This is a genomic window from Candidatus Zixiibacteriota bacterium, from assembly GCA_040752595.1.
Classification (GTDB): domain Bacteria; phylum Zixibacteria; class MSB-5A5; order WJJR01; family WJJR01; genus JACQFV01.
The window spans coordinates 1-19,835 of sequence record JBFMGX010000038.1 but is presented as its reverse complement, the minus strand read 5'-3'; the positions used below and the strand labels follow the sequence as shown (position 1 = coordinate 19,835).

At 61.8% G+C, this 19,835-nt stretch carries 14 protein-coding genes; 7 read left to right on the top strand and 7 right to left on the bottom strand.

The features are described 5' to 3' along the window. Positions 1-184: 184 nt before the first annotated feature. From AB1792_09510 to AB1792_09490, 5 genes are all read right to left on the bottom strand, one after another. Positions 185-1,087, bottom strand: coding sequence for a homocysteine S-methyltransferase family protein (locus tag AB1792_09510; GenBank protein ID MEW5702453.1), 903 nt, complete (start codon positions 1,085-1,087; stop codon positions 185-187). Further along, a complete protein-coding gene (locus AB1792_09505; GenBank protein MEW5702452.1) occupies positions 1,084-1,728 on the bottom strand; it encodes a corrinoid protein in 645 nt (214 codons plus the stop codon). The genes AB1792_09510 and AB1792_09505 overlap by 4 nt, the downstream gene beginning before the upstream one ends. 27 nt (positions 1,729-1,755) lie before the next feature. Further along, entirely contained in the window at positions 1,756-2,478 is a 723-nt protein-coding gene (locus AB1792_09500; protein ID MEW5702451.1) for a vitamin B12 dependent-methionine synthase activation domain-containing protein, read from the bottom strand. Beyond that, positions 2,469-3,935 (bottom strand): trimethylamine methyltransferase family protein, encoded by a 1,467-nt coding sequence (locus AB1792_09495; protein ID MEW5702450.1) that lies wholly within the window; start codon positions 3,933-3,935, stop codon positions 2,469-2,471. The genes AB1792_09500 and AB1792_09495 overlap by 10 nt, the downstream gene beginning before the upstream one ends. Before the next feature lie 291 nt (positions 3,936-4,226). After that, positions 4,227-6,041 carry an OPT/YSL family transporter gene (locus AB1792_09490; protein MEW5702449.1) on the bottom strand — a complete coding sequence of 605 codons (1,815 nt, stop codon included), beginning with the start codon at positions 6,039-6,041 and terminating at the stop codon, positions 4,227-4,229. 500 nt (positions 6,042-6,541) lie between these two features. Here AB1792_09490 and AB1792_09485 point away from each other — a divergent pair, with 500 nt between their 5' ends. Then, on the top strand, positions 6,542-7,693 hold the full coding sequence (locus tag AB1792_09485) for a FlgD immunoglobulin-like domain containing protein (protein ID MEW5702448.1): 1,152 nt from the start codon (positions 6,542-6,544) through the stop codon (positions 7,691-7,693). 302 nt (positions 7,694-7,995) lie between these two features. Here AB1792_09485 and AB1792_09480 read toward each other — a convergent pair whose 3' ends face one another. Further along, on the bottom strand, positions 7,996-8,691 hold the full coding sequence (locus AB1792_09480; GenBank protein MEW5702447.1) for a response regulator transcription factor: 696 nt from the start codon (positions 8,689-8,691) through the stop codon (positions 7,996-7,998). Between the two features lie 421 nt (positions 8,692-9,112). Between AB1792_09480 and AB1792_09475 the strand changes: the two genes are divergently transcribed. The 4 genes from AB1792_09475 (at position 9,113) to AB1792_09460 (ending at position 13,959) form a co-directional block, all read left to right on the top strand. Next, positions 9,113-10,477: a FlgD immunoglobulin-like domain containing protein gene (locus AB1792_09475; protein ID MEW5702446.1), complete on the top strand. Its 1,365-nt coding sequence runs from the start codon at positions 9,113-9,115 to the stop codon at positions 10,475-10,477. A 407-nt stretch (positions 10,478-10,884) separates the two neighbouring features. Then, on the top strand, positions 10,885-11,166 hold the full coding sequence (locus AB1792_09470) for a hypothetical protein (GenBank protein MEW5702445.1): 282 nt from the start codon (positions 10,885-10,887) through the stop codon (positions 11,164-11,166). A gap of 312 nt (positions 11,167-11,478) precedes the next feature. Then, positions 11,479-13,230, top strand: a complete 1,752-nt coding sequence (locus AB1792_09465) for a hypothetical protein (protein MEW5702444.1) — start codon at positions 11,479-11,481, stop codon at positions 13,228-13,230. A 162-nt stretch (positions 13,231-13,392) separates the two neighbouring features. After that, positions 13,393-13,959 carry a hypothetical protein gene (locus AB1792_09460; protein MEW5702443.1) on the top strand — a complete coding sequence of 189 codons (567 nt, stop codon included), beginning with the start codon at positions 13,393-13,395 and terminating at the stop codon, positions 13,957-13,959. A gap of 181 nt (positions 13,960-14,140) precedes the next feature. On the opposite strand, the gene AB1792_09455 is transcribed toward AB1792_09460, so the two are convergent. Continuing rightward, the gene (locus AB1792_09455) at positions 14,141-16,930 is read right to left on the bottom strand and encodes a TonB-dependent receptor (GenBank protein ID MEW5702442.1); all 2,790 of its coding nucleotides are present in this window, start codon (positions 16,928-16,930) and stop codon (positions 14,141-14,143) included. Between the two features lie 780 nt (positions 16,931-17,710). On the opposite strand from AB1792_09455, the gene AB1792_09450 reads away from it, so the two are divergent. Together AB1792_09450 and AB1792_09445 are read left to right on the top strand one after the other, a co-directional pair. Continuing rightward, positions 17,711-18,130 (top strand): hypothetical protein, encoded by a 420-nt coding sequence (locus AB1792_09450; GenBank protein ID MEW5702441.1) that lies wholly within the window; start codon positions 17,711-17,713, stop codon positions 18,128-18,130. A gap of 988 nt (positions 18,131-19,118) precedes the next feature. Beyond that, positions 19,119-19,466: a hypothetical protein gene (locus AB1792_09445; protein MEW5702440.1), complete on the top strand. Its 348-nt coding sequence runs from the start codon at positions 19,119-19,121 to the stop codon at positions 19,464-19,466. The last annotated feature ends 369 nt before the right edge of the window (positions 19,467-19,835 follow it).

Sequence of the window (19,835 nt, the reverse complement as noted above, 5' to 3'; positions counted from 1 at the left end):
AACAAGAGAATCGATCGTCCGCGGCGATGAAGCATCAGAGAACAATTAGCAGTGTGAGCATCCCGAGCGCCAGAGTCAGAGTTGCCGGATTGTCTCGGGAGCGGGTCAGGGGAGAGATCGTCCATCCGCACGTGCCCGCGATCTCCGATCGCGGAGTGTCTGTCAGGAGCACAGGGCTCCTGACCTACAGGTGATTGGCCGTAAAGTGATCCGCTGCTCCGCGCAGTGCCGCAATATGCTCCGGCGTTGTCCCGCAACAGCCGCCGATGACCTGAACTCCCAGTTCCACGAGGGCACGGAAGTGCGGCACCATGAACGCGGCGGACTCACGATAGGCAGGCCGATCGCCATCGATCTCAGGCAGGCCGGCGTTCGGGCGAATCAACACGGGCAGGTTCGTGACTTTGCGGAATTCCGCGGCGATCCGAACCATGTTCTCGATGCCATTGCCGCAATTGGACCCGATGACATCGGCGCCCGCCGCCGCAAGTCTCGAGGCCGCCTGCTCGACGCTGACGCCCATGATCGTGATGAACCCCCGCGGCGTCGGGTCGAAGGTCATCGACGCGAAGACTGGGATTGTGGAGGACACGGCGCGCGCCGCGCGCACGCCCAGTGTCGCCTCGGCAAGGTCGGTCATGGTCTCGATGCAAATGGCATCAACGCCCGCGCCGACCAGCGCTTGGATCTGACGCACGAAACTCCCGTAGACCGCTTGCGGCTCGGTGTCCCCATACGGCTCCAGCAGTCGGCCCGAAGGTCCGCACGAGCCGCAGATGTAGGCAGTCGTCCCGACCGCCTTCCGGACGGCGTGCACAGCATTCGCGTTGATCTCCTCCGTCTTCTCCGCCAGATCGGACAGCGCCAACTTCAGCGGCGAGGCGCCGAATGTGTTGGTCTGGACGATGTCCGCTCCGGCATCGCGATACGCGCGGGCCAACGCCGCCAGACGGTCCGGACGATCGAGATTCAGCGTCTCCGGACAGACGCCGGCATCGAGACCAGAGTCCAACAGCATGGTTCCGGTGGCGCCGTCGCCGACCAGTATATCGCCGCTTCTGAGACGGTCGAGGAGATGGCGCGTCATCTCGCCTGGCTCACGAATCTCTTGACACAGTCCACGGCGCTGGTGCCGTCGAAGCAATAGGCATCGGCGCCGATCCTCTGCGCGAATTCCTGCGAGAGTGGCGCGCCGCCCACTATGATCTTGGTCTTCGGGCGCAGCCCCCGTTCCCGCGCCAGGTTGATGACCTTGCCCATGTTCACCATCGTCGTGGTCAACAGCGCGGATACACCGATCACATCCGCGCCGGTCCGCTCCGCTTCGGTGACGAACCGTTCCGGCGGGACATCACGGCCCAGATCGATGACGTCGAAACCCGCCCCCTTGAGCATGATCCCGACGAGGTTCTTGCCGATGTCATGCAGGTCGCCCTGGACGGTGCCGATCACCACCGTCCTGACCGTGGGGACGTCATCCCGAATCAGGAGAGGGCGCAGAAGCTCCATGCCGACGTACATCGCCTTGGCCGCCAGGAGCACGTCCGGAAGGAAAATCTCGTGCGTCCGGAAACGTTCGCCCACCACGGCCATCCCGCCAATCAACCCCTCATTGAGGATGGTCTGCGTTTCCAGGCCGGCATCGATCGCCGCCCGTGTCCAGCGGGCGACATCATCCGAATTCCCGTTTTGCAGTGCACGCGATAGACGTTGCAACGTGTCGGTCATCACCGTGTCCTTTCTCACCGATGGCGATCACCGTTGTCGTGCCACGACCCGAGCCAGTCGTTCGCGGCACGAATGTGTCTCGCACAGGCGACAAAAGGCATAGTCATCTTCGAATGCAAACGCCGTCCCCGGTCCAACCAGGATGACGCCGCTGATGGATTTCAGGGGATGCATGAGGCAACTCGCATTCAGTGTGATGCCGATCTCCTCCGGCTTGAGAACCCCGAACAGTCTCTTCTGCCCGCTCGTATCCCAGCCACAGTAACCGGGACTGAAGCGTAAGATCCCGAGATCCTGCGCTTGGGAGGGGTTGTCCTGTATGCAGTGGTCGGCATAGTATGATTCCGCGTACTCCGCCGTCAGTTCGGTCCCCTCCGAGGCGGCCGCATCGAGCATGGCGCCCAACGCGAACTCATGGAGCGCGAATAGCCCGGAGATCTGCCCGCAGATCTCTTCTCCGAGGGTAACCGAGAACAGGGCCAGTCTATCGCACAACGGATAGATCTGCTCCACCGGCGCGGGACTGTCGTTGCACCCTTCACCGGCATAGACGACAGCGAAGTCCGCCCGTGACAACTCATGAATGATTCCCGCCGGTCGGGCCAGGGAACGATAGACCGCGAGCGCCTGCTTTGCCAGGTCGGCATGGCACGACGCAACGACGGACGCGCTCGGAATCCCCTGGGCCGAGAGCACCGCCTGCTCGCCCGGGATCGTCCGCTCCGGGGGGATGTCCAGTATCATTCGCATAATGTGCCCACCGGCAGGCGGTCCATCCCGCACCGAATCGCCTCCGACTTCATCCGCTTGGTCATCTCGTTTATGATATCCTCAGAAAGACAGACCGGTTTGTGGCGTCCGACGAGTCGTTGGACTTCATCGCGTGCCCGCTCCAGGATTGTCTGGCCGCCTTCCTCGCGCCAGCGTGAACGATTGGCCCGGTCGATCACTCGGCCCGGAAAGTACACCTCCTCCTTGAGGTAGCGCCGCGTATGGCCCGAGATCAACAGATGCTGTTCGCGCAGGAGCTCTTCGAAACGCGGCAGCGAGGGAAAATCCTCCTTCGGCGCAATGCCGCTGATCAACCGGAGCGCCATGCCGCAAATCTCATTGTCGACGACCAGCTTCTCGTGGCTGTAGCAACTCTCGAAATCGAGCATTCCCGGGCCGGAGATGCTGTTGATCCCGGCCAGTGCGGCCAAAGTCGCACCCATCGCCGACTCCAACCCGGCCTGGGCATCGAGGTGTTTGGCATCACTGAGAGAGATGTAGGCCTGCGTCGGCAGGCCGAGGTGCTTGCCGATCTCGTTGTAGGCACAGTCCATCATCATCGTGCCGACATCGCCCATCGGCGTCGTCTCATAGCGGACGTCGAACACGGCGGGTGAGCCGCCATAGAGAACGGGCGTCCCGGGGTTCACCGTTTGACTGATGACCAATCCGCTCAATGTCTCGGCCGTGTGCTGGATGAGCGATCCGACCAGCGTGACCGGCGCCATGAATCCGGACAATGGCATCGAGATGTACTCGACCGGGATCGAGTAGCGGGCACAGTCGACCAGATTCTGGGACGTGACGTCACTCCAGCGCAATGGCGACGTGGGACAGCAGGAGAAGACCGTCAGCGGTTTGGCCGCGAGGTTCTTGGCGTCGCCCCGCACCGCCAGTTGAAGGTCCTTCATGATCTCGAACGACTCGATGCGAAATGTACCGGTGACGACCGGCTTTTCGCAGAACATCAGACTCAGGAAGAGCCGGTAGCTGTCGGAGATCTTCTCATCGACATCAGAAGGGATCAACGCGGTAGACTGATAGGCAATGTGATCCAATCCGGCGACCAGTTGCGCAAACCGCACATAGTCAGCGGTGACCGGACGACGCACGTCCTTTGTCTGGCCATCCAGGATATTGATCGCCGTCGAACCGGGTGTGAAGTAGACGTTCCAGCCGGAAAGATCGGCCACCTTGTTACCGATAACATCGAACAGTGAAAAGGAGTTGGGCGCGGCCTTTATGCTGCGGTCGATCAAATCGCCGGGGAGGAACGCGCGGCCGGTGCTCCAGTCAATGCGTGCACCGTGGTCGGCCAGAAGCGCGAGGATCGCGGGGTTCTGGATTTCCACGCCGAGTGTGCTCAGCACACCGCGCGCCTCGGTGAGAATCTGCCCGATCAACTCATCGCCGAGAAATCGCACGATCGGTCTCAAGGTCTTGTCCTCTTCCGTGGAAGTCAACATACGCACCGCTGTTGGATGTGGCTACGTTGCCGGCCGACCTGGCTCCGGCCAGCTCCGGAAAGTGGGTCGGGGTGATAACCTCTCCCTCCGGCTTGCCCCGAGCGCACTCGAGGGGGAGAGGTCAATCCGTCCGCAGGACGGATCGGGTGAGGGCGTCGTCCGTTCGTTCATTTCGTGACAAGATCCAAGAACAATGAATGATTCTGCCCTTCGCCTTCATATTTCCGTTTCCCTGTTCGCCACGGACCGCGGCCTCCAGCATCAGAAGATACCAAAATAGAACAGCAGCGGCAGAATCAGTCCGGCGATCAGCGCCTCGCCGCCGATGAACCCGGAAGCCACCGTTACATAGTGCTGTTCGTATGACTCCCGCGCCGCCTTCATCCAGATCCATCCCAGAATCGAACCGAGCCCGACCGGCACGTTGAGTGTGCCGGGTAGAATCAGGGCAAAACCGAATCCCGCCGCGCTCGGCAACCAATGCCAGTTGAGCTTCCCCTTGCCGACAGCGAGAACGATCCCGGCCGCCGCCGCGATCACCGTCCACAGGAGCGCCCCCGGCGGAAAGGCCGAAATCCCCTTGGACATCAGCACCGCCATATTGGCGAGTTTGAGACCGGTGGGCGCGGCGAGCCCGTCACCGCCGAGCCCATAGCGCGCGATCAGAAGCGGATACATGATCGCCACCGATGCTGCCCCGATCGGCACCGCGCAAAACTGTACCCAGGTGAGAACGCGCGGCGTCGAACCGACCAACTTGCCGGTCTTGAACACCTGCATCAGTCCTTCCCCCTGCGAGTTGATATTCCCCGCCATCCCGGCGGCGACCAGATTGTGGCTGATCGACGGCGAAAAGGCGCGGAAGATCGCCTGCAGCGTGTTGGCCATGAGCGATACCGGACCGTTGTTGGTCTCGCCGAGCACACGCACGCCGACCAGGATCAGCGGGAACCCCGCGATCACCGAGGCGACCGTCTCCCACCAGGGGAGTCGGAAATGGACCTGCTGGACAAAGGCCAACAGGATCGTCAGAAGCGTGGTCATGATGATGATCGTGCGCAGCGAGACATCGACCCGTTCATGTCCCGGTGCACGCGCCGCGCGGAGCTCCTTGAACATGGCGGTGATCGAACGCCACTTGAGCGCCACCGCGGTCATCGCCGCCGTGATCATCACGGCCGTCGCCGGCCACATGAACCACAGCATGATGATCGCAAAGTGCGAGCCGCTGTGATAGTTGGCCATGAGGCCGCCATGCTGATGCAGAAACTCGGTCTGGGCCGCCGACAGTTGCGGGACATTCACCAGTTCCTGCACCTGCGGCCAGTACTGCGGGGCAACGGAGTTCTGCACGATGAACATCCCCGCCTTTTCCATGACCAAGGGCGAGAAGATCCAGACAACAACCGTGCCCAACAGCATCGAGACGCCGACATTCAGCCCGATCAGCATGCCGGTGCCGATGTTGAGCATCCCCCACTCGATCCCGATCCGGTAACGCATCGCGAATCCGAGTGTGCCGATCCACTCGAGACCGTCACGGAGAAAGGCCAGCACCGCGCCGATCGCCGCGCTGATGCCAAGAGTGGTGTACCGTTGCCCCGCGGCCTTTCCCTGATCGAGAACGTTGATCGTCTCGGCCGCCGCGACACCGTCGGCGAAGATCATCTCCGGGTCATCGACAAAGTATTTGCGGAACATCGCCGACATGAACACGCCGATGGCGCCGGAACAACACAGCCAACTGAACATCTGAAACGGGGTGATGGTCAGATGGACATCGACCGACTCATTCATCGCCAGATACCCGAACGCCGCCGCCACCACGCACATGAAGGCGGTCGACACCGCCGAGGTCGCCGCCGACTGGATGATGTTGTTCTGGATGGCGTTCCGCCCCAGTGTGCCGCGGGCGGTGATCGCCATGAAGATCGCGCCCAGAAAGGCGGCGATCACGCTCATGTTCGGTCCCATGCCGAGCTTGAGCACGATGTACGGATAGGCCATGGAAACGACCGCCGACACAATGATGGCGCCAACGACTGACTGCCAGGTGATCTCCGGTCTTTGCGACATGTGCTCCTCTCGGGTTGTTGTCCTCTGCCGTCCCGCCATCTGCGATTCCATAAGGTAGCCCGCCCGTAGCCAAGATTCAATGACCGACCGAGATGTTGCAGAAGCCCCCCCTTAGTGGCGCCGGATGCCCACACCCGGCGCCAGTGTCTTTGCATTGACCGCTGGCATGGTACCGAAAGACACTCCACACTGTCATTCTGAACCCCGCCGCCTTTCGGCGGAGTGAGGAATCTGCTGTTTCTTCATAGGGGAGGGAAAGCAGATCCTTCGCTTCGCTCAGGATGACAGTGCGGAATGATTCTTCAACAGCTCGCTGCGTTGGCATCCTGCCGCACGACTGGGGGGCCGTGGAGCCGATTGCAGAAAACTGTTGTGATTCCGCTCACTTGATGTACCTCATAAAGGAGGTTCGCAATCCTCCGGTCCCTTGGGACCGATGCTGATCGAGTTCCTACAGTTCCCGTGTCCACGGGAAGCGCGTCTGCATGCGGAGGCGGCATATGCGATTTCACTGGGTTGCGGTCAGTGCGATGGTACTCACGGTGGCAATGCTGACGGCCACAGATGCCGGCACACAGGAGTTGTGTTTCATGGCGGCGGTCAACTACGCGGCAGGGGCTGTCCCCTATTCCGTCTTTGCGGCCGATCTGGACGGCGATGGGGACTTCGATCTGGCCGTCGCCAATGTCGGCAGCAACAACGTCTCGATCCTGCGCAACAATGGAGATGGGACCTTTCAGGGGGCCGTGAACTACGCTGCCGGGGAGAGTCCTCGTTCGGTCTTGGCCACTGATATGGACGGTGACAACGACAACGACTTGGCCGTTGGCGATGCAAACGGTCAAAATGTCATGGTCCTGATCAACTGCGTAGTACCCCGACCTGCACTGGCGTCGGATGTCGACATCCTCCCCGGCCAGTGTCCCAACGATGTCCCGATCAGCGAGGCACGGGAGATTGACGTTCCCCACGGGGCCGGGGTAGTGCCAGGCGGGCGTCTGCTCCCCGTCGCCATGCTCGGCTCACCTGTGTTCGATGTGCATCAGGTCAACCTGACCTCGATTGACATCCTGGAGCTCCATCCTCTCACGCACGAATATGAGGATGTCGCCGGTTCAGGTGTTCCGACCGAATCGGGCGATTGTGAGTGCGGCACGGCCGGTCCCGATGGATACACCGACCTTGTGCTCATGTTCGATCTGGACTCGGTGTTGGCCCTTCTGTCTCCCTGCCATCCCGGCGATGTGCGCTTGCTGGAATTGACGGCAAGGACACTGAACGGCCGCGATCTGGCCGGTCGGGACTGTATCAACCTGAAGGAGATCGTCGCAGTCGGCGGCGGCGGTGGATCCCCGGTTGTGGCCCGACCATCCCGCCCGACGCGCATGGAGCGCTTGAGTCCCAATCCCTTCAATGCCTCCACGGGGATCACCTACGCGCTGGGTGACGCGGAGAATGTTCACCTGGACATCTATGACATCTTGGGTCGTCGTGTGCGGACGTTGGTCTCCGAGGCGCAGACCGCTGGCGAGCACGAAGTCACGTGGGATGGCACTGACGACCGGGGCCAGGCCGTCTCGTCCGGTGTCTACTTCTGCCGCCTGCAAACGGAATCGCATGTCGATGTCCGCCAGATGGTGCTGTTGAAGTGAACCGCACGGCAATCTGAGCTCCGGCAGGAGACAGCCAGACCCGTGGGTCCATCGGCCCACGGGTCTTAGTCTTGTATGGGTGCTTTGTTTCCCAATTCCCGAGCTTGCCGCAGATGACGGCTGGCATAAAGCGCTCTACGAACCCGGAGCGTCTCCGCTCACGGGGTCGCCATGCCCAGGAGTCGGGTCGATCGGTCTCATGGGGTCGGGGTTTCAGATTCCACACCCAGGGAAATGGCACCGGCAGGTCTATGAGCCGCGAGTCTTGAAGTGTGATGTCGCCGACGCGGAGACAGAGGGGCTCAGGTCTCCGGCCTCAGTTTGTAGCCCACGTTGCGAATCGTCTCGATGGCCGTCTGCAGCAGGGGGATCTTCTTGCGCAGCAGGCGCACGTGTACGTCGATGGTACGAGTCCTGATCTGCCCCTGGTATCCCCAGATCGTCCTCAGCAGGTAGGCACGCGTCAGGACCCGCCCGCGAGAACTCAGGAACTGCTCCAGCAACGAGAATTCCCGCGCCGTGACCAGGATCAACTCGCCGTTGTACCGCACTTCATGTGCGGCACGGTCCAGCATCAGGGGTCCGTATTGACATGTGGTCGGCTCCGGCAGCGGCGGGGTCGCCCGGCGCAGCACGGATCGAATGCGCGCCAGGAGTTCCTTGGGCATAAACGGCTTGGCCAGGTAGTCGTCGGCGCCGAGCTCCAGACCGATCACGCGCTCGGTGTCCTCGGCTCTCGCGCTGACAACCAGCAATGGCAGGTGTCGGGTGCGCTCGACCTGTCGCAGACGGCGCAGCACATCAAGTCCATCGATGTCCGGGAGCATCATGTCGAGGAGTACCAGATCGGGAAGCTCGTTCTCGAGCTTGGCCAACGCGCTCCTGCCGTCGGTGATCCGCTCCGCATAGAAGCCCTCCCGCTGCAGGAGGTGGAGGATCAGATCGCCGACATCCTTCTCGTCCTCAACGACCAGGATGCGTTTGGGCGTCAACGTCATGGCATTCTCGCAAGCGCGGACGGGCGCAATCCGCGGCACCATACACTCAGCGACCACGGTTTTCCGCGGGTTAAGGCCACGTTAATTCCATGCGAAATCGGGGCCGCCATGGTGCGACCGATCCCTCCGACAACCCAAGTCGGCGGGAATGATCCAAGATTCATGCGGCAGTCCGGTATCATGCCGTCCCTACTGGGGCCGCGATTTAACAGTCCCGTTATGTAGACTAAACCACACCGTAACGTGTCCGTTGGTTCGTTCTCGACAAGCTGCGGGGATGGGTCGGGCGCAGTCCTCATCAATAGGTCGCTCGGCCATGTCTACCCAGCGCCACCAAGGGGTGAAGACCGGGTTCAAAACGAGGTCATGTCCATCTTGGTAGTAGTGCCCACGTCGAGACGAATATGAAGGGAGATTCACGATGATGATGAGGAATCGCGTTTCACAGTCCAACTCCCCCGTGAGAGCTGAACACTCGCGTCGCTATCGGTTCTTCTGCACGGCTCTTCTGTTGTTGACAGACATCACTGTCTTGGGCGGCGAGTCACACGCATACAACAAGGTGTGGGTGGAATCGAAGTCCGTGGGCCTCGGGGAAACCGGAGTGACGGTGGAAGTGTGGGTGGTGAATGACCAGCCCCTGACCGGCTTTGTGCTACCCCTGGAGATGCGCGACACCGACGCGAATGGGTCCTACATCGCCGGGTCCTGCAAGTTCAATGTGCCTCCGGGGAATCGCCTCGGGGTCAGCCCCCTGATTGGACTGGCCGACAAACGCGTGTTCGGTCAACCCAAGACGGACCCTGTGCCCTGCTACGACGGAAACGACGTCGTCTGGTGCAGCGGCCCAGTCTCGAACACGTATCGGAATTCCCCCTCGGCGGTCGACTTCATCAGCCCGGACGGCTTCATGTGGACCGGCGTGGCCACCAGTGGACCTCCGGATCTGTATTATCTCCCGGCGGGAAGCGACAGCGTCGCCGGAACATTCAATGACTGGCCATCTCAGGGTGAGTCGCAGCCCTATCCGATGGGGGCCTCGTTCAACTTCGTCTTCGATGTGAACTCCACACCGGGATCCTTCGAGATCGACACGATGTGTGTCTGCCCGGCGAATCACCTCTCCGGCACCGACTTGTTCACCGACTTGGTATTGTTCCAGTTCACGGGGGGCGTGATCCATGTCGGCGGCCTCCCGCCCGCGTTTGCGTTCATACCGTCGCAGACCGTGAAGGTCGGGCAGACGCTGACGTTCGACGTCTCCGCGACAGACCCTGATGGCACGATCCCGTCGTTGTCATTGCCGAATCCGCCTGCCAACGCGACGCTGACGGATCATCACGATGGCTCCGGGACATTCAGCTTCTCACCCGTCGCGGGACAAGAAGGTCCCCTCGATGTGAAGTTCCGCGCTTCGGACGGCGTTTGGCAGTCCGACACGGTCGTGGTCGTGATGGTCGATGCCGCCAGCGCCGTGCGGTCGCTACAGACGGGCGAGGGCGTACCATCCTCCTACGAATTCGGGCCATCCTACCCCAATCCCTTCAACGCATCGACGGTGATACGTTTCGGTCTCCCCGCCGATCGTCATGTCAGGCTCGACGTGTTCGACATCCTGGGACGCAGAGTGCGGACCCTCATCGATGAGGATCGACCCGCCGGATCGTATGCGGTGGAGTGGGACGGCACCGACGACCGCGGATCGGGCCTCTCGACCGGTGTCTACCTCTATCGCATCCAGACATCCGACTTCGTCCGCGCCCGGAGCATGGTGTTGCTGAAGTAACGGGCACTCCGAGAAACGAGTAGCGTTGAATGTTGCAGTGAATCTGAGACAACGACTGCGTACTGCAAAGATGGTTCCCCGGATTCTGGTCGGGGAAGCCGTGCCCAGCCGGAAGTGGCGTTTCCGTTCCGGACATCTCGGGATTCCCGACCGACATTTACGCCAAGGTTACTCCGCGGCAATGGCACGGTAATGCTCGCGGATGAGATTCCCGCGGCGAGTGCGCGAAGCGCTCGTTCCGAGTTGCGCCAGGCAACTCAGCATCCGGACACCCCGGGACATGCACGGGGCGCACGAATGCCACAGACGGTGCAGACCCCAGTGACGTGACGACGAACGGGTACCTGGAGAAAGACGGGGAACACAATCCGAGGGAACACGCAACGACGATTCCAGAGGAGATGAAGATGGTGCGAGAGAAGGGGACAGCCAACCGACGGAAAGAGAAGGTCTACTGGCATCCATTGTCACTCCAGCAGCTCGTCCCAGACCGATTCGTCGCCGTTGTCACTGGTGTCCTTGACGGACGGTACTGCCTGGGGCCGTCGTTGCGCAACGAAGGCCCGGAAGACGGGGGATGGGGACATGGCCCGAATCGGGTCCTCCAGACGTCCGATCCAAGAGCCGAACATGCGCCTGAACCACTGGTCACAGTGGAGGCGTCGGAGTTGGCGGCATTTTGCGCCTGACGGCCGACGCGGGCGTCTCACACCACGTTCAATCTGCCATAGGACTCATTATCCCGCTTCAGCTTACCTTCCAGCACCTCTTGCCTGCGGCGCCGGCGTTGCCCCGGGGACTCATCTCCGGGGGAGTTCTTTACTTCGACTTGATCTGTCCGCAACGTGGCAACAATCACGGCGCCCCATGTTCGCCGCCGACGGGTGAGCCAGTCCCGCCCGTCGATGCCGTGCCAGGCATTGTGCCGTATGCAAACGCCCAGTGATGTCGGCTGGGCACAGTGAACCAACCACGGGGTATCCAGGCCCCAAGGAGGTAGAATGAACCGATTCTTGAAAGTGGTCGTGGGGGCTTGTGCCCTTCTCGCTGCAGCGACGGTCCCTGCGACCGTGCATGCAGTCTGCGACCCAATCCCATGCACCAGGATGGGCGACCTCAACGGTGACGGCGTTCACTCGGTCCAGGACGTCGTGCTCGTGGTCGGCACGGCATTCCGGGGCAACCCCAATGCGCGCTATGTCGGCGGCGATGACATGAACGGCGACGGCAATGTCACGGTCCAGGACGTCGTGGCCATCGTCAACATTGCGTTCCGCGGCGGCAGCGTGGCGGCAAACACCAAATGGCACATCAAGGATCTGACGGGACGTCTCGGGACCGGCAAGTGGTGGCTGGTCAATGATGACTCCCTCCAGTACCGCATCTTGGGAGTCTGGGAAATCGGCAACGACACGGTCGCCGGCGATCCGGATTATGTCGACGCCTGTGACAAGACCGACACGGTGATGATCTGCCCCGGAACGATCATCAAGGGCGATACCTCCCTGACCTCCCCCGCCTTCGTCATCGTCCGGCGGACCGGGTACATGCACGCGGTCGGCATCGCGAGTGCTCCCGTCGTGTTTACCAGCATGAAGACCCCTGGAGACCGCAGCAAGGGCGACTGGGGCGGCATGGTGATCAACGGTTGCGCGCCGAACAACAACTTCCCGACCTTCATCTACACGACCGAAGGCCCGCTCAAGGCCGGGTACGGTGGCGGCGGCGATGCCCATGACAATAGCGGTTGCTATGTCTACATGCGCATCGACTTCGGCGGCCGCGAGGTCACGCTCAACAACGAGCTCAATGGCATTACGGTCAATTCGGTCGGCGGCAGTCTCTACGCTCCCGGTCCGAACAAGGGCGCGCAGAGCATCGTCGATCAGGGAACGACCATGGAGTACATCCAGGTCAACCAGAATGCCGACGACGGTATCGAGTGGTTCGGCGGCACCGTGGACGTCAAGCACATGATCGTCTCCGGCATCGACGACGACGGCTACGACACCGACATCGGCTCGGTACCGCGGATGCAATTCGTCATCGTCTGGCAGGACAGCACCAAGAACACGTCTTCCAACCACAATGGTTTCGAGTGGGACAACCAGCCGGCGGCGGCGGGATTCGACTACCTGCCGCGCAATCATCCCGTGGTTTACAACGCCACATTGACCGGCCAGGGATGGGATTACACGGCGCAGCCGAACTACGGCGCTCACCTGCGTCGCGGTACCGCCGGCACGATCTACAACACGATCTGGACCCGCTTCCGTCGCGCTCTGGACATCGACGATTCCGCCTCGTTGGCGTTGGCGACGATCCCGGCGGGCGGACCAACCTTCCCCGGTTTCGCGGGTACCGATCTGTCGATCTGCTACACCTGCTGGTATGACATCAACGGTTGGGACGCCGATGCGAACGACAAGGCATCGAGCGGATACTACGACGAGACAGCCGCCAATCCGCCCAGTATGGAGGCGGCGATCAACAATCCCGGGGCTCCCTACTTCAACGACGTGGTGCTGAACGCCGGTCCGGCGGCGCTCCCGGACATCCTGACGGCCACCGGTCCCTTCGACGCGGGCTTCCCGGATTTCCGCCCGATCGTTCCGAACGTTATGCCTTGCGTGACCAACCCCGGACCGCTTCCTCCGGACGATGGCTTCTTCGAGCAGGTGACCTTCAAGGGTGCCGTCGAAGCCGGCGCGGTCGAGTGGTACAAGCCGTGGAGCGACTTCGCCCTGTTCTAGGTTGAGCAGTCAGTTGTTCGTGGTGTGGTTGGTAACTTGTACATCCATCGGCAGACACCGCCCCGGAACTTGGTCCGGGGCGGTCGTCTTTCTGGGATTGCCGTCTGACAAACGCTGAGCGATACTTGGCGATGATCGGTCAAGACAGCATGAGGACACGATATGGCACTGACCTACCCGCGCATCACTCGTGTCACAGCAGTTGACGTCCGGAGCCGCCACACCCGGCTGTTGTTGATCCTCGTCACCGCTGCCCTCTCTCTCTGGGGATGCGCGAAGAAGGACGCGGCGACAACCCCGCCGTTGCTGACGGAGACGTCGCCTTCGGTGGAAGCACTCTGCGAGCGGATCCTGCAGGCGCTGGCGGCATCGGACACGCTCACACTCCATCAGGTCTGTCTGACGCGCTACGAGCATGATTCCGTGCTGGTGCCGAACATGCCGATCGGGCAGGCCGATGTTTCCAAAGACCTGGATTTCGCATGGTACCTGTTGGTCATGGGACGCCAGAAGGGGATTCGCCGCGCCTTGTCGGATTATGGCGGTCAAATACTGGAGTTGGTACGAGTGCAATTCATGACTGCGCCCGAACAGTACGGGCCGCTCACCGTCCACCGCAAGATCTCAGTGACGGTCCGTGATGAGACCGGGCAGGAACTCCCTCTCGGCATCTTCGGCAGCGTCGTCGAGCACCACGGACAATTCAAGCTGGTGTCGATCGTCGACTGATGAATCGGCCTGATTCCGTTCCGTTGCCACGGTCCATCCAAAAGAGGAAGAGATGTCGATCCGTTGTGTTCCGTCGGGTCGAGACACCCGGCGCCACCGGCATGGGCACAAAGCAGGAAGGGCAGGTCGCCCGTGCGCGACCTGCCCCTCTCAGCGCTGCATGTTCGGATGACTGATCGAATCAGAGACTGTACGAGACCCCGAGCGAGTAACTACGCCCGAGTTCGTACTCCTCCGTCACCGGCGCCTTGTCGCCGCGCCCCTGGGTCACCCGGTACTTACTGCCGAGCAGGTTCTTGGCCGAGGCCTTCAGCCCAACGCCCCAGCCAATCGAACGGTTGAGCGTGAGATCGAGTTGATGCCGGGTGCGCTCGTAGTACGGCGGCTCGGTGAAGACGTCCAGAGCATCGAGACGGTCCCCAAAGGCGTTGTAGACAATGGCGCCGTTCATCTTGCCGTTCGGCGCGGTATAACCGGCCAGCAAGTTGACCGCATACGGCGACTGCCCCGTGAGCGGGCGATCGTACGCGTGACGCTCGTGGGCACCGCCCACTTCAACCACCACATTGGAGTGAATCAGAGACAGACTCCCGCCGAGAGTGATCGTCGACAGACGCGGAGACAGAAACTCAAGCGACCGACGCGCCTCGAATTCCACGCCGTAGTTCGAAGCACTGGCGGCGTTCGTGAATGACACATAGGGCTTCGAACGCGAGGGATCCACGTAGCGCTCGATCGGGTGATCAAACTCCTTCCGGAAGACGCTGACGGCCAGGACATCCCCCCCGCCGGGGAAGTACTCGCAACGCAGGTCGTAGTTGGTGATGTAGCACGTCTTCAGCGCCGGGTTTCCGGACGTCGCACGTCCCTGCGCGTAGTCTTGCCAGACGAATGGGGCCAACTCGCGATACTCCGGCCGGCCCAGTGTCCGACTCACGGCGCCCCGCAGATTCAGCTTTTCGGTCGCATGCCAGACGATGCCGGCCATCGGCAGCCAATCTCCGGTCCGCAGAGGATAGAGCCGCGAGGCACCGGTTCCCGATCCCTCATCCGCGCTGTACAACCGCATGTCCGAATTCTCATGGCGCGCGCCGCAAACGACCTGGAGTTCCCTCCAGAGGGGCCACTCGGCCATCAGATACCCCGCGGTGACATGCTGATTGACGTCGTAGTGATCGAGCACGTAGGTGCCGTCCGTCAGTTGATACTGGTTGCGTCCGGCGCCGATGTTGTCGGGTGTGAAGATCGCCTCGGCCAAACCCGCGGTGGGCGGCTGACCGCCGTAGTTCGAGAAACGGTACCGTCGGGCTTCCGAGTTTCGCGACTTGTTCTCGAACAGACCGCCCACTTTGAATTGCAGACCATTGGCCTTCACAGGAAAAGACCAGTCAAGACTGAATTGGGCGTCATTGTCGTCATGATCCATGTAGACGTTGACGCCGGACAGCCCCTTCATTTCCCAGCGACGCACCGTGTCCGGGCCCAGCTCCAGATTCGTATGGTATTCGTTCGTGAGCGTTCCCGGTTCCTCGCGACCGGCGTCGGACACGACACCCCGCCACTGGACTCGCGAATTGAAGAACCCCGGCAGATTGTGCTCACCGTTCAATTGCAGCGTGCTGATCTCGCGACTGACGTAGCGCATCCGTGTCTCTTCGACAATGATCTCCGGTCCGAAATCGGCGTGAAAGCCGCGGGCGTAACGTGCTTCGCTGTCGGCGATTCGTGTGTACATCACCCGGGCCGCGAGCTTGTGATGACTGCCCAGAAGGAGAGTCGCGGTACCCAATCCGCCGCGCGAGGCCGTCTTCACACCTTGGGAGACGTCGTACCTAAGCTGAGTCTGTCCGGCGGACAGCTCCTGCAACAGCGAGTTGACGTGCCGATAACTGGTGCGATCGGTGACCGATCCGGCCACACCCAGACTGACGTTGTCCGCCAGTGCCAATCTGTTACCGATTTCCAGGGAGAGAGAGGAGTTGTACGGCATCCCGCTCCGGGTCGTCGGCGTCCACTGCCGCAGTGCCAGTGCCTCGCCTGCCTGTTCGATGGAGGCGGATGTCTTTCCCCAGTCCGCGCTCATCAATTCGGGGAGCGGCTCGGTGCCGACATCGGCGTAGTTCAGCGCGCGCTTGCCCGTTGTTTCTGTGTTGTAAGAACCAGTGGACGAGAACTTCATGACAAGTTGGTCTGGTGATTCCGTGGTCTCCAGATCCACGGCCCCGCCGCTGAAATCACCGGGCTGATCGGGAGTAAACGTCTTGGTGGCGACCATGTCCTGAATCAAACCGCTCGGAAACATGTCCAGCGGGACCTCCCGCTTTTCCGGCTCCGGACTGGGGATCGTAGCACCGTTGAGACGGACCGTGGAATACCGCCCGCCCATCCCGCGGACAACGAGACTGCGACCATCCACCACGGTCACTCCCACGACGCGTCGCAGCGCCTCCCCGGCGTTACCGTCGTCGGTCTTGCGGATCATCTCCGCCGACATGCCGTCGGTGACATTGGCCGCGGCGCGACGACGTACCATGACCGCGGCTTCGGACGCGCGGGCCCGTTCCGCGGTGACGACGATCGGCGCGATTTCGGTCGCCGCCGCCGTCAACGCTGCATCCACCGTGATCACGTCCTGTGCTTTGACCTCCACGGCGCTGATCTGTTTCGACTGGTACCCGACGCTGGAGACCAATACGGTCTGAGCACCCGCGGGGGCATTGCGAATCCGGAATCGGCCGTCCAAATCCGTGGCCGCTCCAATGGTGGTTCCGGCGATCAGTACGCTCGCGCCGATCACCGGCTCGCCGCTGCGTCCATCCAACACAGTACCAGCGATCACGCCCGTGCTGTCCGCGGCGCGAACAAGCTGGCATGCCCAGAGCAAAGCGAGTGCGATCATCGCCGCCGCGATTCGGCGCCAAGGATAACGCCATGTGCGCACATGAGTTGGCGTCAATGCGTGGATTTCCATCCGATGCCCCTCCTGACAACGACCGTTCCGAGTGGATTCATGGGCAATGCAGCCTCGAGAATAGAGAACGCAACCATGCCGGCCCAATCTTAAGCTCCCATTTGCCGGGGGTAAAATCGGTGTAACCACAGAATTCGTTCGCTTCGTTGTCCTGATTCGCTACTCATCCCAGTCGCGCCCGCGGGGGCACTCGGGTTATGGAGCAGTTCTGCCAGAATCCTGGACCTGAAGGCCTCTGACCGCCGACCCGGGCGTTCCGGACGTCGACGATGCCAAGGCGCCTGGCCCGATTGAGTTCCTCATAGCCACCGGCAACACCCTCCCGCCCGTACACGCACGACGGGCCGCCGATTCCAGATCCGACCTCGCTCCGGCCGCCAGGGGCGGGCCCCTTACGGTTCGGGCCAGACTACCCCACACCGTCACTTGGCAAGAGACCAGCACCGGTCCACCTGCAGCCGACAGGAAACGACTGGAGGGGATATACTGAGACAATGACTATCCTGTACATGGACGCACAATATCTGTTCGCGCCCTCATCCTGGGGCACTCATCGCACGGCGAGCGTGTCCATTCTATTCTCTCTTGACAAGTTGCCGGAGTTTGTTCATTGATAGGGTGTATCGGATTCGCGCGCGGCGGGGTTCAAACCGGAAAGACCCGCGCCGACGGTCCCTCTTAGCGCGGATTGCTTACAGCATTGTAGAACCGCAGTCTCGACAATTTCAGAGAAGGGAACTCCGAGTGCCTTCGTCACTCGCGTGTGGAAGGAGTCACCAGATGCGGTCGCATCAAACCTCACTGGCGGGGGCTTCCGCCGCCCTGTTGCCGGTCAAGACTCGCAGGGTTGCCGATTCGGTGTTCCCTTCACGGTCCCTGGTCGGACCCGTGCTCTGGGCGTGCGGGCTCGTCGTCGCGGTCCTGTCCGGAAATGCCAATGCCGCCGATCCACTGCCCTCGCCGCTGTTTCAGAACAGTCTGACCCAGTCGATTGAGAAGTTCCACACGGAATCCGGGCTGGAACCGGGCAAATGGACACGTCCGGCGCTTGCCCAAACCGCGCCGAATTCCGGTAAGACGGCGCACGATATCGCGGCCCAGCCGATGAACCCTGCCGCGATGTTCGTGTCGGTCGAATCCAAGACCGTCCGGCGGGCGCGATGGGTGTCCCGATCCACGTCAGACTTCAGAACACCGTAGCTCTCAGCGCGGTGGTCGTCCCGCTGGAGATACGAACACTCACAGGTGGGGCGTACATCTCCAGTGTGAATCTGCAGTTCGCCGAGAGATTGGCAGCTCTGCCTTGGGCGGCGAAGATCGCCAATGTCTACTCCGAATCCGACGGGACCAACTGCCATGGCGGTATCCCCTGGGGATACGCGACTCCCACAGAGGGCGGGGAGAATAAGGACATTCCCGTGATCGCCTCACCCGAGGGCGTCCTCATGGTGTGGTTGGGCCTCACGGGGGGGCCATATCTCCCTCCTGGGGTGGACGGGTCCGGTTCCATCGTGTTGACCGTAGACGTCCTGGGTCTTCCGGGGCAATTCGAAATCGACACGACCTGTGTCGATCCGGCCAACCATTTGGTCGGCGTAGACGTCAACGTCAACCCCATCATTCCGGCGTTTGCCAAGAGCATCGTCACGGTCATTGACTACAACCGGTGCTTCTACCAGTTGAGTTGTGTCAACAGACACCCCGCCGACGTCGCCGCTCTGGGGCTATCACTCGGAGATCGACGTTGGTCAGGCATTTGCCCGCAGGGGCAGAGTTGTCCGCCGGGACCTCTCCAGAGTACGATCGCCGGGGAGCATGGGCCCGTCTGCATGGAATGGGACAATCCCGAGTGCAGAGACGGCAGTGAGCCCGCTATACCCGGCACCTTGGAAGCTTGCACCTGCCTCGATCTCCCGACCATGCCGGGTGCGCCGACTTGCGTGGGCACGGCGACCTGCACAGGCACTACGACGTGTGGCGGTACCACGACCTGTGACGCCACCGCCACCTGTCCGGGTTTTGCGACGTGTTCGGGGACATCGACGTGTGGCAGTGGCCCGACCTGTGCCGCTCAGTCGACCTGTCCCGGGTCCGCCACCTGCACCGGGACGGCGACTTGTGACTACGGTCCGACCTGCGATGGTCAGCCGACGTGCGCGGGCACGGCAAGTTGTGTCGGGACATCGACGTGCGGCAGTGGGCCGACCTGCGCCGATCAATCGACCTGTCCGGGGTTTGCCACGTGCGCGGGGTCGACGACGTGCTACAGCGCGCCGACTTGTCCGGGGCAGCAGACATGCTCGGGTACGAGCACTTGCACCGGTACATCCACTTGTGGCCCGACACTGACCTGCGCCTCGACGGAGACCTGCCCAGGGTCCACGACCTGCAGCGGCACGACAACTTGCCTGAGTGGTCCGACATGCGACGGGCAGGAGACATGCTCCGGTGCATCCACCTGCGAGGGATCACCAACCTGCGCCACGAGTGCGACTTGCAGCGGAGCGATGAGCTGTCCGGGTTCCGCGACTTGTAATGGAACTACCACTTGTGGGGCTGGGATCACTTGCATGGGTGTTGCCACATGCGAAGCGGCCGCCACCTGCCCGGGGGCGATCACGTGCGAATCGAGCAACACCTGTTCCTCAGTTCCGACCTGTCCGGGTGCGGCAACATGCGTGGGGACAACCACGTGTGCTTCGGGTACGACATGCGCCGACCAAACCACGTGTGTCGGCTATGCTACCTGCAGTGGTGTCACCTGCGATGCTACCCCCACTTGTCCTGTTTCAGCTCCAGTCGGACAGATTTAGCATCTAAAAGTTGATGGTTTGCGTCGGTTCTCCGGGCCAGATTAGGGGACGGAGGACGGATGTATGGACGAGGATCATGGGACGCCGCTGAG

What these genes read in the sequence shown, in the direction of transcription:
- AB1792_09510 (MEW5702453.1), bottom strand. Translation starts at nt 1,087, where the DNA reads ATGACGCGCCATCTCCTCGACCGTCTCAGAAGCGGCGATATACTGGTC.
- AB1792_09505 (MEW5702452.1), bottom strand. Translation starts at nt 1,728, where the DNA reads ATGACCGACACGTTGCAACGTCTATCGCGTGCACTGCAAAACGGGAAT.
- AB1792_09500 (MEW5702451.1), bottom strand. Translation starts at nt 2,478, where the DNA reads ATGCGAATGATACTGGACATCCCCCCGGAGCGGACGATCCCGGGCGAG.
- AB1792_09490 (MEW5702449.1), bottom strand. Translation starts at nt 6,041, where the DNA reads ATGTCGCAAAGACCGGAGATCACCTGGCAGTCAGTCGTTGGCGCCATC.
- AB1792_09485 (MEW5702448.1), top strand. Translation starts at nt 6,542, where the DNA reads ATGCGATTTCACTGGGTTGCGGTCAGTGCGATGGTACTCACGGTGGCA.
- AB1792_09480 (MEW5702447.1), bottom strand. Translation starts at nt 8,691, where the DNA reads ATGACGTTGACGCCCAAACGCATCCTGGTCGTTGAGGACGAGAAGGAT.
- AB1792_09475 (MEW5702446.1), top strand. Translation starts at nt 9,113, where the DNA reads ATGATGATGAGGAATCGCGTTTCACAGTCCAACTCCCCCGTGAGAGCT.
- AB1792_09470 (MEW5702445.1), top strand. Translation starts at nt 10,885, where the DNA reads ATGGTGCGAGAGAAGGGGACAGCCAACCGACGGAAAGAGAAGGTCTAC.
- AB1792_09465 (MEW5702444.1), top strand. Translation starts at nt 11,479, where the DNA reads ATGAACCGATTCTTGAAAGTGGTCGTGGGGGCTTGTGCCCTTCTCGCT.
- AB1792_09460 (MEW5702443.1), top strand. Translation starts at nt 13,393, where the DNA reads ATGGCACTGACCTACCCGCGCATCACTCGTGTCACAGCAGTTGACGTC.
- AB1792_09455 (MEW5702442.1), bottom strand. Translation starts at nt 16,930, where the DNA reads ATGGAAATCCACGCATTGACGCCAACTCATGTGCGCACATGGCGTTAT.
- AB1792_09450 (MEW5702441.1), top strand. Translation starts at nt 17,711, where the DNA reads ATGCGGTCGCATCAAACCTCACTGGCGGGGGCTTCCGCCGCCCTGTTG.